This is a genomic window from Arthrobacter sp. AOP36-C1-22, assembly GCF_052377515.1.
Classification (GTDB): Bacteria; Actinomycetota; Actinomycetes; order Actinomycetales; family Micrococcaceae; genus Arthrobacter_H.
In genome coordinates, this window is sequence record NZ_JBQSWW010000013.1 from 1 (window position 1) to 15,825 (window position 15,825).

General features: G+C 62.8%; 17 protein-coding genes and 1 pseudogene. 8 read left to right on the forward strand and 10 right to left on the reverse strand.

The features are described 5' to 3' along the window. The 3 genes and pseudogenes from ACT3S6_RS08870 to ACT3S6_RS08880 all read left to right on the forward strand — a co-directional run. Nucleotides 1-379: pseudogene (locus tag ACT3S6_RS08870) on the forward strand (cytochrome ubiquinol oxidase subunit I); the annotation flags it as partial. A gap of 2 nt (nucleotides 380-381) precedes the next feature. Beyond that, nucleotides 382-783, forward strand: coding sequence for a cytochrome c oxidase subunit 4 (locus ACT3S6_RS08875; RefSeq protein ID WP_444554650.1), 402 nt, complete (start codon nucleotides 382-384; stop codon nucleotides 781-783). A gap of 141 nt (nucleotides 784-924) precedes the next feature. Continuing rightward, nucleotides 925-1,698 carry a GntR family transcriptional regulator gene (locus ACT3S6_RS08880; protein WP_444554651.1) on the forward strand — a complete coding sequence of 258 codons (774 nt, stop codon included), beginning with the start codon at nucleotides 925-927 and terminating at the stop codon, nucleotides 1,696-1,698. 408 nt (nucleotides 1,699-2,106) lie between these two features. Here ACT3S6_RS08880 and qcrB read toward each other — a convergent pair whose 3' ends face one another. The 4 genes from qcrB to ctaE form a co-directional block, all read right to left on the reverse strand. Further along, nucleotides 2,107-3,774 (reverse strand): cytochrome bc1 complex cytochrome b subunit, encoded by a 1,668-nt coding sequence (gene qcrB, locus ACT3S6_RS08885; protein ID WP_444554652.1) that lies wholly within the window; start codon nucleotides 3,772-3,774, stop codon nucleotides 2,107-2,109. Between the two features lie 2 nt (nucleotides 3,775-3,776). Then, nucleotides 3,777-4,820 (reverse strand): cytochrome bc1 complex Rieske iron-sulfur subunit, encoded by a 1,044-nt coding sequence (gene qcrA, locus ACT3S6_RS08890; protein WP_444554653.1) that lies wholly within the window; start codon nucleotides 4,818-4,820, stop codon nucleotides 3,777-3,779. Nucleotides 4,821-4,893: 73 nt separating this feature from the next. Beyond that, nucleotides 4,894-5,682, reverse strand: coding sequence for a cytochrome bc1 complex diheme cytochrome c subunit (gene qcrC / locus ACT3S6_RS08895; RefSeq protein WP_444554654.1), 789 nt, complete (start codon nucleotides 5,680-5,682; stop codon nucleotides 4,894-4,896). Nucleotides 5,683-5,738: 56 nt separating this feature from the next. After that, the gene (gene ctaE / locus ACT3S6_RS08900; RefSeq protein ID WP_444554655.1) at nucleotides 5,739-6,377 is read right to left on the reverse strand and encodes an aa3-type cytochrome oxidase subunit III; all 639 of its coding nucleotides are present in this window, start codon (nucleotides 6,375-6,377) and stop codon (nucleotides 5,739-5,741) included. A gap of 192 nt (nucleotides 6,378-6,569) precedes the next feature. On the opposite strand from ctaE, the gene trpD reads away from it, so the two are divergent. After that, nucleotides 6,570-7,586: an anthranilate phosphoribosyltransferase gene (gene trpD, locus ACT3S6_RS08905; protein WP_444554656.1), complete on the forward strand. Its 1,017-nt coding sequence runs from the start codon at nucleotides 6,570-6,572 to the stop codon at nucleotides 7,584-7,586. Nucleotides 7,587-7,651: 65 nt separating this feature from the next. On the opposite strand, the gene ACT3S6_RS08910 is transcribed toward trpD, so the two are convergent. Continuing rightward, the gene (locus ACT3S6_RS08910) at nucleotides 7,652-7,930 is read right to left on the reverse strand and encodes an Lrp/AsnC family transcriptional regulator (protein WP_444554657.1); all 279 of its coding nucleotides are present in this window, start codon (nucleotides 7,928-7,930) and stop codon (nucleotides 7,652-7,654) included. Between the two features lie 59 nt (nucleotides 7,931-7,989). Next, nucleotides 7,990-8,379 carry a DUF3054 domain-containing protein gene (locus ACT3S6_RS08915; protein WP_444554658.1) on the reverse strand — a complete coding sequence of 130 codons (390 nt, stop codon included), beginning with the start codon at nucleotides 8,377-8,379 and terminating at the stop codon, nucleotides 7,990-7,992. Nucleotides 8,380-8,471: 92 nt separating this feature from the next. Between ACT3S6_RS08915 and ACT3S6_RS08920 the strand changes: the two genes are divergently transcribed. Further along, nucleotides 8,472-9,071, forward strand: coding sequence for a hypothetical protein (locus ACT3S6_RS08920; RefSeq protein WP_444554659.1), 600 nt, complete (start codon nucleotides 8,472-8,474; stop codon nucleotides 9,069-9,071). A gap of 3 nt (nucleotides 9,072-9,074) precedes the next feature. Further along, nucleotides 9,075-9,671 (forward strand): hypothetical protein, encoded by a 597-nt coding sequence (locus ACT3S6_RS08925; protein ID WP_444554660.1) that lies wholly within the window; start codon nucleotides 9,075-9,077, stop codon nucleotides 9,669-9,671. Here ACT3S6_RS08925 and ACT3S6_RS08930 read toward each other — a convergent pair. Further along, entirely contained in the window at nucleotides 9,664-10,014 is a 351-nt protein-coding gene (locus tag ACT3S6_RS08930; protein WP_444554661.1) for an SdpI family protein, read from the reverse strand. The genes ACT3S6_RS08925 and ACT3S6_RS08930 overlap by 8 nt on opposite strands. Before the next feature lie 164 nt (nucleotides 10,015-10,178). On the opposite strand from ACT3S6_RS08930, the gene ACT3S6_RS08935 reads away from it, so the two are divergent. After that, complete coding sequence (locus ACT3S6_RS08935) at nucleotides 10,179-10,532, forward strand: VOC family protein (protein ID WP_444554662.1); 354 nt, start codon at nucleotides 10,179-10,181, stop codon at nucleotides 10,530-10,532. A gap of 169 nt (nucleotides 10,533-10,701) precedes the next feature. Here the strand turns inward: ACT3S6_RS08935 and ACT3S6_RS08940 are convergent, their stop codons facing one another. The 3 genes from ACT3S6_RS08940 to ACT3S6_RS08950 form a co-directional block, all read right to left on the reverse strand. Further along, on the reverse strand, nucleotides 10,702-11,946 hold the full coding sequence (locus ACT3S6_RS08940) for an NAD(P)/FAD-dependent oxidoreductase (protein ID WP_444554663.1): 1,245 nt from the start codon (nucleotides 11,944-11,946) through the stop codon (nucleotides 10,702-10,704). A gap of 185 nt (nucleotides 11,947-12,131) precedes the next feature. Further along, nucleotides 12,132-12,533: a DUF302 domain-containing protein gene (locus ACT3S6_RS08945; protein WP_444554664.1), complete on the reverse strand. Its 402-nt coding sequence runs from the start codon at nucleotides 12,531-12,533 to the stop codon at nucleotides 12,132-12,134. Nucleotides 12,534-15,051: 2,518 nt separating this feature from the next. Beyond that, a complete protein-coding gene (locus ACT3S6_RS08950) occupies nucleotides 15,052-15,543 on the reverse strand; it encodes a GNAT family N-acetyltransferase (protein ID WP_444554665.1) in 492 nt (163 codons plus the stop codon). 49 nt (nucleotides 15,544-15,592) lie between these two features. On the opposite strand from ACT3S6_RS08950, the gene ACT3S6_RS08955 reads away from it, so the two are divergent. Next, entirely contained in the window at nucleotides 15,593-15,778 is a 186-nt protein-coding gene (locus tag ACT3S6_RS08955; protein ID WP_444554666.1) for a hypothetical protein, read from the forward strand. The last annotated feature ends 47 nt before the right edge of the window (nucleotides 15,779-15,825 follow it).

Genomic DNA, 15,825 nt, shown 5'->3' on the forward strand with positions numbered 1-15,825 from the left:
GATCCAGCACTGGCTCGGTGTGATCGGCATGCCGCGCCGGTATGCGGACTACCTGCCCGAGGACGGCTTCACCACCATGAACCAGTTCTCCACGGTGTTCGCCTTCATCCTGGGCCTGTCGATGATCCCGTTCTTCTGGAACGTCTGGATCACCGCCCGATCGGCCAAGCGCGTCGAGGTCGATGATCCATGGGGCTTCGGTGCTTCGCTGGAATGGGCGACCTCCTGCCCGCCGCCGCGGCACAACTTCCACTCGATCCCGCGGATCCGCTCCGAACGTCCTGCCCTGGACCTGCACCATCCGGAGCTTTCGGCCCGGGTGACGCCCACGGCCATGGCAGCCTCGGTGTTCGGCCCCGCAGACCAGAAGGACGTGTAGCCATGAAAGTTGAAACCGGACTCTTCCTCGTCCTGTTCCTGTTCTTCGTCCCGGTGATGGTCTTCTACGGCATCATGACCGATTGGAATGAATGGGTCGGCATCCTGGCCCTGGGACTGTGCGCAGGACTCGGCCTGATGGTCGGCTTCTACCTGTACTCGACCGCCAAGCGCGTCGGAGACCGGCCCGAGGATCGCGTCGACGGCGAAATCCACGAGAACGCCGGTGTCATCGGAACCTTTGCTCCGTGGAGCTGGTGGCCGCTCGTCCTGGGCACCGCCGCCGCCACCGGATTCCTCGGCATCGCCGTTGGGTTCTGGGTCACCTACATCGGCGCAGGCCTGTGTGTGATCGCGCTGGTCGGCTGGGTCTACGAATTCAGCCGCGGAGACCACGCCCACTAGGCAACGGTCCAACGTCATCAGGGGCGGTTCCTTCCTCCAGGAGGGAACCGCCCTTTTTGTGCGCCCACGGCCCCGCAGGGTCCTGCGGCGGCAACGGTAGGATGGTCACCAAGAAGCACATTGATGAATGGTGGGTACCGCATGTCGCATAGACCGCCCGTTCCGGTTGCCGGAACCCTGGATGCCTCATCGCCGCTGAAGAAGCATGAGCAGGTGAAACAAATCCTGCGCCACCATGCCACGGCGGTCTGCGACCCGGGCCGGGCCATTCCTTCCGAGCGCGAGCTGACCGAACAGTTCGGGGTCGCCAGGATGACCATCAGGAATGCCATCGATGCACTGGTCGACGACGGCGTGCTCGAACGCATCGTCGGTGTCGGGACGTTCGCCGCCTTCCCGAAGGTCGATCTCCAAGTCAAGCTGACCTCCTACAGCGAGGAGATGGTCCGCCGCGGGATGGTCCCCACGGGGAGGGTCCTCCGTTTCGACGAGGTCCCCGCCACCGGTCAACTGGCCCGCGAAATGGAATTGGATGACGGTACCCCCGTGGTCCGTCTGCGTCGCCTGCTGTTGGCCGACGGCCTGCCCATGAACTTGGACGAGAACTACCTGCCCTCCCACCGGGTTCCGGGGTTCCTTGATGATCCGGCACCCAGACAGCTATACGCCTCATTGAACGAGAGGTACGGGCTGGTCATGCAGTGGGGCGAGGACCAGGTCGAGGCGACGGCGGCGACCCATCACGACGCAAAGCATCTGGGGGTCGATGCGGGTACCCCGCTGTTGAAGATCCAACGCCATGCCTACGTCAAACGCGAGCTCGTGGACTATTCCGTCTCGCTCTACCGCGCGGACCGCTATAAGCTCTTCGTGCCGCTCCAGAGGCCCGGGACACGCCAGCCCCGCTCCCTCTGACGCACTGACCGGCCCCGGGCCCACAGGAGCCCCCTGGGACCGTGCGGGGATACGGTACGGTGACGGCGCCCCTTCGGAACCGGCGGCATCCGATGCACCGGGCCAACGTCACGACCGCACGGGCTCCCGCCCGGCCGGCTTAATCTGAGGACTGCTAGCGGGGGAGTGCCGCCTTCATCCCTCCCCGAGGCGTCCGGAAGCGATCGCGCGGCACCCCAACATCCCCACCGCCATCGGGGCTGACCTCGACCCCGACCGGCTATGCACCCGGTACAGAGCGGAACCCCGTTCTTCGATTCAGTGCCAGGGATCCACGGGGACGAGGCGTTCGGCACGGGAGGTGGATGCAACACAAGGGACCCCGACCTCAAAGGTCGGGGTCCCTCGTGGTGCCGAAGCCGCTAGTGTCTAGCGATCGATCGATGCGTCTTCCGACGACTCCTCGATGGCCGGGGCGTGGTGGCCATGGGCGGCCTCCAGCTCGGACGGGGTCACCGGTGCGACACGATCTTCGAAGAAGAACTTCGAGACCGCACCACGCGCCTTCTCACCGCGGCTGACATGACCCGTGCTGTCGGCTTCCGCCGGCATGACCTCGTGGGATTCGAAGGCAACCAGTTTATAGCGCTTGTAGACGTCCAGCTCGGCGTGCTGCTCCGAGAAGCCGCCCTCGGGCGACATCTGGATGACGCCGGCCTCACGGCCGTGCAGCACGATCTCGCGGTCCTTGCGCTGCAACGCCAGGGCGATGCGGCGGGCCACGATGAACCCGAGGATCGGTCCCAGGAAGAACAGCACCCGCAACCAGTACGTCACGTCGTTCAGTGACACGTGGAAGTGCGTGGCGATGAGGTCCGAGGAGGCCGCGCACCACATCACGCAGTACCAGATGACGCCGGCCACGCCGACACCGGTGCGGAACGGGGCGTTGCGCGGACGGTCCAGCAGGTGGTGTTCGCGGTCGTCCTTGGTGACCCATCGTTCGATCCACGGCCACGCGAACATGGCGCCGATGAGGATTGCTGCAGGAATCATCGGGATCAGCACGTTCAGGATGAGGTTGTTTCCGCCCCACGGGAACGGGATGATCCATTCCAAGCTGAAGTTGCCCAGATAACCAGGCATCAAACGCAGGGCGCCATCAACCCAACCGATGTACCAGTCGGGCTGGGTACCGGCCGAGACGGGGGAGGGGTCGTAGGGTCCGTAGTTCCAGATCGGGTTGATCTGGAAGAAGCCCGAGATCAGCGCAACGATGCCGAAGACGATGAAGAAGAACCCACCGGCCTTCGCGGCGTAGACCGGGCCAACCGGGAAGCCGACGACGTTGTCGTTGGTCCGGCCGGGGCCGCGGTACTGCGTGTGCTTGTGCACGACGACCATGAACAGGTGGATGCCGATCATCAACAGGATCAACGCGGGAACCAACATGATGTGCATCATGTACAGGCGCCCGATGATCGCTGTTCCGGGGAATTCCCCGCCGAACAGGAAGGCCGAGATGAAGGTACCAACGACCGGCAGTGCCTTGATGACACCGTCGATGATGCGCAGGCCGTTGCCCGAGAGCAGGTCGTCCGGCAGCGAGTAGCCGGTGAAACCGGCTGCCATCGCGAGGATCAGCAAGGTGCCTCCGACGACCCAGTTCAGCTCGCGCGGCTTGCGGAAGGCCCCGGTGAAGAACACCCGGAGCATGTGCACCGATACGGCTGCCACGAACAGCAGCGCGGACCAGTGGTGGACCTGGCGCATGAAGAGCCCGCCACGAACGTCGAAGGAGATATCCATCGTCGAGGCCATGGCCACCGACATGTGGACGCCCTTGAGCGGGTTGTAGCTGCCTTCGTAGACGGTGTGGGCCATCGAGGGATCGAAGAAGAACGTCAGGAACGTTCCGGAGATCAGCAGGATGACGAAGGTGTACAACGCCACCTCGCCGAACATGAACGACCAGTGGTCGGGGAAGATCTTGCGACCGAATTCCTTGACCATGGCCGAACCGCCGACACGGGTGTCAACGAAGTTCGCAATCTTGCCGGTCGAGGTCTTGGGACGGTACTCAGTAGTTGAGGACATGATTAGCCACGCTCCCAGTAGCTCGGACCGACGGGCTCATGGAAGTCGCTCTGGGCGACCAGGTAGCCCTCCGAATCGACAGTAATCGGAAGTTGCGGAAGTGCGTGACCGGCCGGACCGAAAATGACCTTGCATTCCTGCGTGAGGTCGAAGGTGGACTGGTGGCACGGGCACAGCAGGTGGTGCGTCTGCTGCTCATACAGGGCAACGGGGCAACCCACGTGGGTGCAGATCTTGGAGTAGGCCACGATGCCGTCGTGGTGCCAGGTCTCGCGCTCCGGGGAGATTTCCATCTCCCGCGGATCAAGACGCATGAGCAGGACAACTGCCTTGGCCTTCTCGTTCAGCGGATCCTCGGTGTCGTCTAGACCTTCGGGGATCACGTGGAATGCCGAACCGATCTGGACATCCGAGGCCTTGATCGGGGTGCCCGAGGGGTCCCGGACGAGCTTGGTGTCCTTGTCCCACATCGTGTAACGCAACCGGTCGACGATCTCATTGGCGGTGGCGCCGGTGCGGTCCAGGTCGCGGAACATGAAGATGGCCGGAATCGGAGCCAATGCCACGGCGGCGATCAGCGAGTTGCGGATCAGCGGACGGCGCTTGATGCCCGTCTCGTCGAGGATGTCGCCGATCATGGCTTCCGCTTCCTGGCGTTCAGCCTCGGGGCGGATCTCATGGCGCATTTCGGTGATTTCGTGGTCCGGCATCAGGGTCTTGGCCCAGTGCACGATCCCCACGCCGATGCCCATCATCGCGAATGCGGTGCCCAGACCCAGCAGGGTGTTCTGCAGCCGGATGCCGCTGAATGTACTCGTGCGTCCCACGACGAAGTAGGCGACGAAAAACAGTGCGGTGCCCAGGATGGACACCACGAACAGCAGGGTTACCTGGCGTTCAGCCCGTTTAGCGGCGCGCGGGTCAACGTCGGCGAGACGCGGCCGATGCGGGGGCAGGCCCGGGTCCTGGAAACTTTCCACGGAGCCCTGACCGGCCTTAGCAACGGTGCCCGGATCGTTCGGACTGCCGTGACTATGGTCGCCCATGTTCTCTCTCATCCTTTTCTCAAAATTCCTTGGTACGAAGTGTGGTGTGCGGGCCGTGGCCCGCAGCGCCGGATCAGGACGGCCGGGAGGTCAGCCAGATCGTGAAGGCGATGACGATGGCCAGGCCGCCGGTCCAGATGAGGAGGCCTTCGGAGACCGGGCCGAGGGAGCCGAGGCTGGCACCGCCGGCGGAGCCCTGTGCATCGATTTCCTGGAGGAACGTGATGACGTCACGCTTTTCCTCGGGGGTGATGTTCGAGTCGTTGAAGACAGGCATGTTCTGCGGGCCGGTCGCCATGGCCTCGTAGATGTGCTTGCTGCTGACATCGGAGATCCCGGGAGCGAACTTGCCACGGGTCAGTGCGCCGCCGGCGGCACCGGCGTTGTGGCACATGGCACAGTTGACGCGGAAGACCGTGCCACCAGCGGCCGAGTTGCCCTCGGTCGTGTCGACTGCCTCGTCGTCCGGCACTGCGGGACCGGCGCCGAGGGATGCGACGTACGCTGCGAGCTTCTGTGTTTCCTCGTCGCCGAACTGCTTCGGCTTGGCCTGGGCCTGGGGCCCCTGCATCTGCATTGGCATGCGTCCGGTGCCAACCTGGAAGTCGACGGCTGCGGCGCCGACACCTACAAGCGAGGGGCCATCGGTCGTGCCTTCGGCATTCATGCCGTGGCAGGTGGCGCAGTTGGCGACGAAGAGCTTATTGCCTTCATCGACGTCACTGGCGCTATAGGTCGTAGCGGCCTTGGCCTCATTGACGCTGCCCGCCGCGGCGTACAGGCCGCCGGTGATGAGCAGGCCCATCAAAAGCAGCGCTACGGCGGCGAGCGGATGGCGGCGCCTTTGCGAAAGAGCCTTCACTTGCTGGTTCCTCACTTGATTTGGTTGGTGATGCTTGGGTGCCTGGGAGGCCGGTGCTACTTCAGGAAGTAGATGATCGCGAACAGAGCAATCCACACAACGTCGACGAAGTGCCAGTAGTACGACACGACGATGGCGGAAGTTGCCTCGAAGTGACCAAACTTCTTGGCCACGTACGCTCGCCCGATGATCAGGACGAAGGCGATCAGTCCGCCGGCCACGTGCAGGCCGTGGAAGCCTGTCGTGATGTAGAAGGCGGAGCCATAGGCGTTGGAGCTCAGTGACACGCCATGGTGGACCAGCTCGGTGTATTCAAACGCCTGCACCGAGACGAAGATCGCCCCGAGGATGAAGGTGAGGATGAACCACTCGACCATTCCCCACTTGCGGAAGTTCAGCAGGCCGCCGAGGCGACGCGGCTGGAGATCCTCGGCGCGGAAGACACCGAGCTGGCAAGAGAAGGAACTGGAAACCAGGATGAGCGTGTTGATAAGTGCGAACGGGACGTTCAGCTTGGAGGTCTCGTTCGCCCACAACTCCGGCGAGGCAGCACGGAGTGTGAAGTACATGGCGAATAGCGCGGCGAAGAACATCAGCTCGCTGGAAAGCCAGACGACGGTTCCGACCGACACCATGTTGGGACGGTTAGGCGCAGGGTGCGCCTGGGCATTGAGGTTATGAGTCGCAGTTGTCACAGAGCCATTATGGCTACAAAAGTGCTCCTGACACCAATGCATTCGAGGCCGAGTCGCTTCTTTTTGGCCGGGTCAGGCCTAAGTTCCGCGGAATATCAAGGGAGAAACAATTCCGCACTTTCTACAAAACGTAGATAACCTAGGTGCGTGTCAACGATTTCTACGCCATCAGAGTTCCCGAATTGGCCAACTATGCTCACCTCCCTCATCCGCGGAGACGATCTTTCGACCGCGGATGCGACGTGGGCGATGGGTGAGATCATGGGCGGAAATGCCTCCGACATCCATATCGCTGGTTTTCTGGTTGCTCTTCGAGCCAAGGGTGAATCGGTGGAGGAGCTGGCAGGACTCGTCGAAGGCATGATCGCCAATGCCCGGCCGCTGGAAATTCCGGGCGAGAAGCTCGATATCGTCGGCACCGGTGGCGATCGTCACAACACCGTGAACATCTCCACGATGGCCGCGTTGGTGTGCGCGGGGGCCGGGGCGCGGTTGGTCAAGCACGGAAACCGAGCCGCTTCCTCTTCCTCCGGTTCCGCCGATGTCCTCGAGGCCCTCGGGGTTCGGTTGAACGCCCCGGCCGAACGGTTGGGCACGATCCTCGATGAAGCCGGCATCACCTTCTGCTTCGCCCAGATGTTCCATCCCTCGATGCGCTTTGCCGCAGCGGCCCGCTCGGGGTTGGGGGTCGCGACGGCGTTCAACTTCATGGGCCCGTTGACGAATCCTTCACGTCCTACCGCGTCTGCGATCGGCTGCGCCGATGAACGCATGGCCCCGCTGATGGCGGGCGTCCTGGCTTCCCGGGGCTCCCGGGCCCTGGTCTTCAGGGGCGATGACGGTCTGGATGAGATGACCACGACCACGGCGAACCACGTCTGGGAGGTCCGTGACGGCTCGGTGGCTGCCTCGGTCCTGGATGCCAGGGATCTCGGCCTGGAACGGGCCACGCTGCACGATCTGCGCGGCGGGGATGCCCGACACAACGCCGCCGTCGTCCACGAAGTCCTCGACGGTGCCAGGGGGCCGGTCCGCGACGCGGTGGTCCTGAATGCGGCGGCCGGCCTGGTCGCCTTCGACCTTTTGGCCACAGGCAGTCTGACAGAGCGTCTGGAGGCCGCTGCCAGGCGCGCGGAGGAGGCCATCGACTCCGGTGCCGCTCATCAGGTTCTCAGCCGCTGGATCGCCTCCACGGCCGTCGGGGGGTAGTCGCGGAAGAACCCGGTGCGACCGACGCCGCACCGGGTCCCGCTTGGGGGATCGACCCCCGTGGTCTATTCGAGCCCGAGCGAGAACGCCGCGTCGAGGTCGTGTTGGGAATATGACCTGAAGGCAATATGCGTGGTGGTTTCGACGACGCCGTCGACCTTGGAGAGCCTGTTGGCGATGACCTCAGCCAGATCCTCGTGGTTGCGGACCCGGGCAATGGCAATCAAATCCGAGTCACCGGCCACGGAATAGACTTCACTGATCCCCTCCAGTTCGGAGATTTCCTGCGCGCATTCCGGGATGCGGTCCGCTGCGGTCTGGATCATGACAAACGCGGTGATCATCTCGTGTCCCTCCACCTTCCGGTACCGGCGGCGTCCGGTACTTGTTTCGTGCTTCGACCCTAGTTCACAGCACCAGCGGAGTGCACCTTGCGACGGACCAAAAGACCCGAAACCAGTCTGCGGCCGAGGAGGAACGCCCCGAGCACGACGGTTGCCACGATGATGAACGGCACCGCGGCGGTTGCCCCGAAGAGTATCCGGAGTATCAGCCCCAATGCGACGGTTCCCACCCAGGTGATCACCCCATGCGGCCAGATCCGATGAGGCTCCCGCCAGAGAGCGGTGATGCCTGAAAAGACCAGCAAGGAAATCAGGAACGGGCCGGCCGTCCCGAGGATTCCGGCGAGGTCCAACCCCTCGGCATGCGAGCGACGGCCCAGCACGGCGAAGATGATCACCAGCAGCAGATCGATGACGAGTAGTGGAATCCATTGTCGAACATTGCGCATGGCTGACAGTCTATCGAGATCAAAAGCCGCCGACTTCTTCAGACAAGCCATCAGTCTTGTATATGTAACTACAAAGCTTTATCCTTGTTGGCATGATCGTCTTGACCATCGACCAACGGGATTCACGACACAACCCCGACCGGGTCGAAGTTCTGGTGGCCCGGTTGAATGCCGACTTCCCGGTGCTCCGAGCCTTCGAGCGTACCGCGGGGGACGAGCTGCAGGGCGTCATGGATGACGGCGTAGCAGCCGTGCGCCTACTCCTGGAGGTGGCCCGGAGCGCTCGGTGGAGCGTGGGCCTGGGGGTGGGGAGCGTGAAATCCCCGCTACCCCAACAGACGCGCGCCGGCTCCGGCGAGGCCTTTGAAGCAGCCCGCGACGCCGTCGAACGCGCCAAGCACGCCCCGGCCTCCGTTGCGGTCTCGGGGCGCGGGGGAGAGGCGGAACGCCTCGAAGCCGAACTCCAGCTGGTCGCCGAGGTCAATGGCCGACGCACCGAAGCCTCCTGGGCTGCGGGCCTGCTCATCGACCAGGGCCTCTCGCAGCATGAAGCCGCCCTGCGCCTGGGGATCACCCAGCAAGCGGTTTCCAGCCGTCTCGCCACCGGACTATGGCTCCCGTGCCGCCAACTGGCCGAGCAGGCCGGGGTGGCCCTGGCCCGGTACAACACACAATTCGGGGAAGGGGAGTAGCGGATGCCTGTTTTGGTCTTGTTGATCCTGGCCGGAGCGTGTGGGCTCCCGCAGTATTTCCGTCGTCTTCGCGGAAGCACGAACCGCTGGCTCTACCTCACGGCGTCGGTCCAGCTGGCCCTGTTGGCCGCGGCGGCCCTCCTGGCCGCGGCAGGCACGGGTGGCATCGCGTGGGGAGCGGCCGCCTCGTTCGCCGTCGTCGCGGCAGCCGTCGGCGGGGGACCGGTGACCATGAGCATCCTGCGCCTGTCGGAACGCTCCGTCGCTGCCGATCTGCGCGCTGAAGGAACCCGGGCTTCGGGGGACCGCTCGTATTTGCCACCTCCGCCTGAGGCCTCCGCCACCGGTCCGGCAGATTTCCACGGCGAAGTCGTGCTGCAGGGAGGCGCGTGGATCGGCGTGCTCGAGCGGACGGCGATCTCCGTGACGCTCTGGTGCGGATGGCCGGAGGGTCTGGCGATCGTGCTCGCGGTCAAGGGGCTTGGACGCTATGCCGAACTCGGCAAGGACGGCGCCGCCGAACGGTTCATCCTGGGCACCTTTGCCAGTGTTCTGTGGGCCTGCGCCTGCACGGGCATCGCCGTGCTCGCCACTAGCTAGGGCTGTTCACCGCATTGGCAGCCCGAACACCGAGCACCGCACCAACGATGACGAAGACGACCATCGCCGCATAAGCGCCCAGGACGGTCCACTCCGGCATGCTTGCGCCCGGGATCAGGATGAGGATTCCGGTAAGGAAGGGGACCAGCCCGGCCAGCATCAGCCATGGGCCGGCGACAACATGGGTTTCTTCCCAGGCGTCGTCGGAGGCCCTCGTGGCCGGCAACCGGATCCCGATCATCGCGCTGGCCGGTAGCCGGCGGGCGCGCCCGAGCCCACCCAGCACGGCGATGAGCATGCCGATCACCGCCATGATGATTCCGGTCGCGATGGCATCTTCCATTATTTCCCCCCGAGGGTCGGTGTGGTCCCGGCCGTGGGGCCGAGGACCGTGAAAGCGTACACCCAGCGGAGAACCGGCTGAGGAAGAAGAGGTAGGCCGACGCCCCTCGACAGGGGCCGGCCTTCGGTGGAGGATCGACGGTAACGATCCACGTGGAGGTTCCCATGCATTCGCTCAAGATCACCCCCAATGTGCCGGTGGAGGACATAGAGGCCGCGAAGGCGTTCTACACCGGATTCCTGGGTCTGGCCGATGAGGAATTCAATCTGGGTTGGGTGGCCCGGTTCACCTCACCGCTGAGTGGAGCCAATGTTCAACTCGTCACCCGGGACGAGACCTCCCCGGTCGATTCAAAGATGTCGATCCACACGGACGACGTCGACGCGGCCTACTCGGAGGCCCTGGAACTGGGGTACGACATCGTGCATCCCTTGAACACCGAGTCCTGGGGAGTCCGCAGATTCCTGGTCCGTGCGCCCGACGGCACCGTCGTCAACATCGTGCAACACCGCCCCTGACGCTCTGCGACAACCTGATGGCGCCGTCGCCAGCAGTGCCCCCGCCGAAGAATCATCCCCCCGTCTTCGACCGGGCTCCGCGTGGAACCGGCCTGAGCCGCTGAACCCCACTGACTTGTTCCCCCGGAACCGGGCGGCGCGCCGGCCCCGGGTCATGGGCGGAAAATACCTAGGGTCGGGACGCCTGCACCAATTGCGTCAGAGGCACTGCTGGATTGGCTAGTTCAGCTGGATCCACCCGGGCTTGGGAACGAATCAACTCCTGGACCGGTTCGATGCCCTCATCCCACGCGTTGACATGCAGACCAGCGACAACCACGTCGTCAACAAGCCAGAAAGCGTGGAACCGATCGGCAGCAAGATCCCCGCGGATCACCGGATCATCGGCCCTCCTGGCATCCACTCGTCCGGCGTACTCCAAGGCAAGGTCGTACTGGTCGGTGAAGAAGAAGGGTGCCGGGTCGAAATCGGAGGACTGTCCGAGCATTGAATGTGCGGCAATTTTTCCCTCCATTAGTGCATTATTCCAGTGCTCGACCCGCATTTGCCGGCCATAGAGGGGGTTGGCCACGCTAGCGATGTCGCCAGCGGCGAAGACATCGGGCGCCTCGGCCTGCATCCGTGAGTCGACACGGATGCCGCCGTCTTCGGCAAGCAACCGCTCCTCGAGAAATCCAGACTCAGGAACGGCCCCGACCCCCACGATCACCACGTCGGCAGGAAATTTTGTGCCGTCGTCGACGACGACGGATTCGACGCTTTCAGCGCCTTCCAGCCCGACCACACGACGCCCCAGTTCGAATTCGACGCCATGGCTTCGATGCACGTCAGCAAAATACCCGCCCAGGAGCGTTCCCATGGATGCCTCGAGCGGGGCTTCGCCCGGACCGATCACGGTGACCCGGCATCCCTTCTGCAGAGCGGCATCGGCAGTTTCCAGTCCGATCCAGCTCGCACCGACGATCACGACGTTCGGCGCGTTGTCCAAGGCGGCACCCAACGCTTCGGAGTCTTCAAGGGTTCTCAGGTAGTGCACACCGGCAAGTTCGGCACCGGGCGCTTTCAATCGTCGGGCACTTGATCCGGTTGCGATCAGGATCTTGTCGTAGTCCAGCGTCGTATCGTCGTCGAGAACCACTTGGTGATCGTCGCTCCGCAGCGCTACAGCTCGAGTCCCGAGACGGACCTCGACCTCTTGTTTGTCGTACCACTGTTGGCCCAGCAATGACTTATGCGAGAGCCATCCTTCATTTTTCAGATAGGACTTCGACAGCGGTGGCCGCTCATAGGGAAGGTGGGATTCGGCGCCGACGAGCACGATCCGCCCGTCAAAGCCTTCTGCACGCAACTTCTGAATAGCAGTCCCGCCGGCTTGCCCGGCACCGACAACGACGAAAGTTTGTCCAGTAGGCATTTCCTGCTCCTTCGAGGGGCGTTTTGGGCCACCATTCGTATGAGCTGACCGGAGAAACGCCCGTCATAGTAGACGAATCTGGAGGTTACCACGCCCCAGAATCCGGGGGTCCGCGGACCAGGACCCTGCACGGACGCTCCGTCATCACGGCCCCTCCGCCCCTCCAGACGGTTTAAGCAACGGCGTTAGCGGGACCCCAGGGCTTCATCGACGATCGCAGTCAGCCCGACGAGCCCCTTGACCTGATTGCTCTCCAACCCATGCCGTTCAGCGAGACGGGCTGGATCGAGGTAGACAACCTCCACCATGCCGGTCGCGTCCTCCCGGACGAGTACTCGGCTGGGCAGGTCCAGGGCCAGGTCCGGCTCTCCGCGCATCAGCGGTGTGCCGACCGCGGGATTGCCGAAGATCACCACGGCGGTCGGGGGGAGCTCCAAATCAACTTCGGCTGCGTTGGCAGCGTGATCAATGACCGCAAACAACGTGGCCCCGTGATGGGCAATCGCAGCGGTCAACAACCTGAGGGTTTCCCCGTGGCCAAATCGGCTGGGGCGAACCACCAACCCTCGCTCTTCAGCATTGCTCATTTCAGCCTCCACCTGCTCAATTGACCGAACAGCCAACACTTCCAGGCGCGGGGAAGCGCAACCGGGCCGCGGCGCGACGACCGTTCGTGGGAATACCTTCATACCATTGCAGCCCGCCGAAGCGGGTTTCTCCAACCGTCAATCACTCTGATGGTTTCGGTGTGGAATATCCGAGTTGCGGCAAAACCACGAATCAGCCTGGAGACCGGCAGTTGGAAGGTCGAATGGATCTCCCCGCGCCGGCGCCCGACACCCGTAGGGAACGCGGTCTTCATCCAGAGTCGGTGCTGGCGGTGGAGTCTTCCCGTCTCACTTGGGGTGGACCACGAATAGCCAGGAAACTATTCGCGTGACTCAACTGACTTCAAACGGGCTTGCTCCAGGTATCTCTCGGCAGTCGAACCAAACCATCAAATCCAACATGCGATCAGGTCACGGACGGCCCACGTTCATCCTCGGTCAGGGCGGCCTACGGGGATCTCGCCACGTCGTCTCCTCGAGCGCTTTCACGGATATGCATACCCGTTGACGTCAGGGCTAGGGCAAGGACTGCAGCCGAGAAATCAGAAGGTCCGAACAAGTCACCAACACAGAGTAATGCCAGAGAGATGCGTCTCGTGCCGGGAGAATGAGCGCATGGAGGAACACTCGCTCGGCGCCAATGCCCCTAACGTCACCGCTGTGTAAACCCGCTGGGCCGAATCCGCTCTCGCTCATCCGGCGGCCGTAAGTACCTGCCCGGAATCCACCGTTGAGCACTTCGGTGATTCCTCTCGCCTCGCCGACGAACCCCTAGGCAAGGTCCTGCACGGGGCAAAACCGGCAACATCGGAGCTCGTTTCCGAGATCAGGGAACACGGCGATGACTTGCCAGGGGTTGGATCCCTTGAGAGCTGGAATAGCGGGCACCGCAGGTATAGGGAACGTGACTGCGTCGCCCGCGACGATGTTTGGATCCGAGCAAGACAGGATAGTGTTCGAACGCTTACGGGTGACGTGGCCTCGTGAATTGACCGACTAGACCACATCCCTGCCAAATAATGACAGGATGCCCGTAGAACGCCACACAAAAGGGGAAGAAATCGTTGTGCGGGCGACGTTGAAGTCCACGGGTAGCCCTTTTGGGCAACGACGGGGGAGCACGAGTAGGTCATACGGCAATTACCATCGACTTGTGTTTAGTTCATTCGCCCGAATCTTCCCCGCAGACCGTCCCGTGGCGAGCGCCTTCACTCTAATAGGGATCTCGTTCCTGGCGAGTCTGGCGCTCGGTCTGGTCGTCGGGCTGTTTGCCGAAGACTTTCGCTCAGCATTCGGATGGACTGTAGCCATCGGGATGATCGCAACAGCTATCACACTGCCTCTCCTCGTGGCCGCGCGCAGGTAAAAGTTCAGGGGCCTTCTGCCACTTTTCACCCGTGAATAGTTGGTGTCCCGCAAGCAGGCAACAGGACCCTGCTGTGACTTATGCAGCCGACTGTCGGACAAGGAATGAACTCAGCACAGATCTCGATGCCCCGATGGGCAGGGTTGGACCCTCGGATGACGAAGCTGTGTGTGCACATCTGTCGTCGCAGGTTTGTGCCGCGAGTCGTCTGATTTCATGATGGCGCCGGAGTCCTACAGAAATCACGAGACCCGTGCCGTCGCGGTAGTCGGGCCAAATGCTCGGGCACGCGCGAATGCTAGGGAAGTGCTGCAAGGTACCTGACGCGGAATGGCTACGAAGAGATTTCCACGGTTCTTGGTGCGACATCCAAGTTCAACGGGAACGACGTCTTCTCAGGGCGTCGACCAGCATGCAGAGAGGTGGCCATTGATGGGCGCAGGGGAGTGTTGTTCCCTGAACGTCAGGGTGCCCGGAATCGGTTCTCGTTCGGTGCGAACATCGGACGCCGTGAGTGCACGTCCCACGCTTCGACTCTAGGCCGACGAAACCTATTGCAGGCCCACCTTGGGCAAGACAGGCGGACAGTTGCCCTAACTGTAGTGAGACAGGACAGCAGGACTGCCTGTTTCACTCGGGTAGGCAAAGGACAGGAAGAACCCCGAGCAAAGCATTACTTGACATAATGTAGATTATCGGCGCTTTATCAAATCGTGAAGGTCGGACTGCCCTGATCAGGTACTTCGGCGAAATGCATTCGTGCCCACTGGGTTATGTGCTGCTGGACGACGCCTCTTGATGCCAGCGCCATCCCGCCCGCCATAAAGCGTCCGGCCCGCGGTCTGATAAGAGATCAAGTGCATCGGCCTCACTCACGGAGTGTTCTCCGGCACCGTCACAGATTGCGTTCACACGCCATCGTTCGCGTTCCGACTCCGCCGGTCGATCTGGAGCCCCGAGATATCGACACGGCCATTGACTCCACCCGCACCCCGCCATGCCCATCCCGTTCGGCTGATGCGTTCTTCCTGGTTGACGCCGGAGGAGAATCCAAGCCCTTCCGTGGGCCCACAGCTCCGAGACACCCACGACCATTCCTGCTTGGCCTCACCACCTCTCCCCTGCATAACTCTAGTGATTGGGGCTCTCAATGGGGCGTTCGGCTCGAAGGAGCAGCCCTCGTCCCCCAGCAAATATGGTCGTGTGAAACCGTGCCGCCGCGGCAACCTGAACGAATCCCCACGCGCGGTGTAGCTCGATCGAGGCAATATTTTCAGCGTTCACCACGCACCATGCCTCGTGGTTACGGGTCCAGATCCAGGCCAGCCGCTCTTGCGTGAGGCGAGCTGCAATCCCCTGCCGCCTCCACCTGGGGTCGACGGTGACGCCACCTAGATAATGTCCGGCCAACGCAGGGCCGTCGGCATGGTCCCAGACATGGGTTTTTGCCCAGCCGACCACCTGTCCGCCGGCTTCTGCCACCAACACCAGACGATCCGGGTCCTTCATGGCACCCACATAGCCAGGCACGGCACTGCTGCTCGCGCCACCGTCGTGGCTTTTATCGGCTATCGATGGTGAGTCAGTCAGCGTCGCGGCCCTGATGAGCGTATGTTTTGACAATCTTCCAACCGTTTCCAATAGGACGTCATCACGAAGTACACTCCAGTATATGGATGCCTCGATACTCAACTCCATCGTCCTTTGCGCGCTCGGCCTCGGGGTGTTTTTCTATCTCCTTCACACCACTATCCGTTCAGCGGTCAGAAGGGGCATCCGCGATGCCCAGCAGGACAAGGATCAGCAGGCTCGTGTCAATGCGGAAGGGGTCGCAGGCGGCGTGGCCCAGGACGTATGACCCAATGGTGCAGCAACCTTTGTAGAATGCACCCATGAAGACTTCGC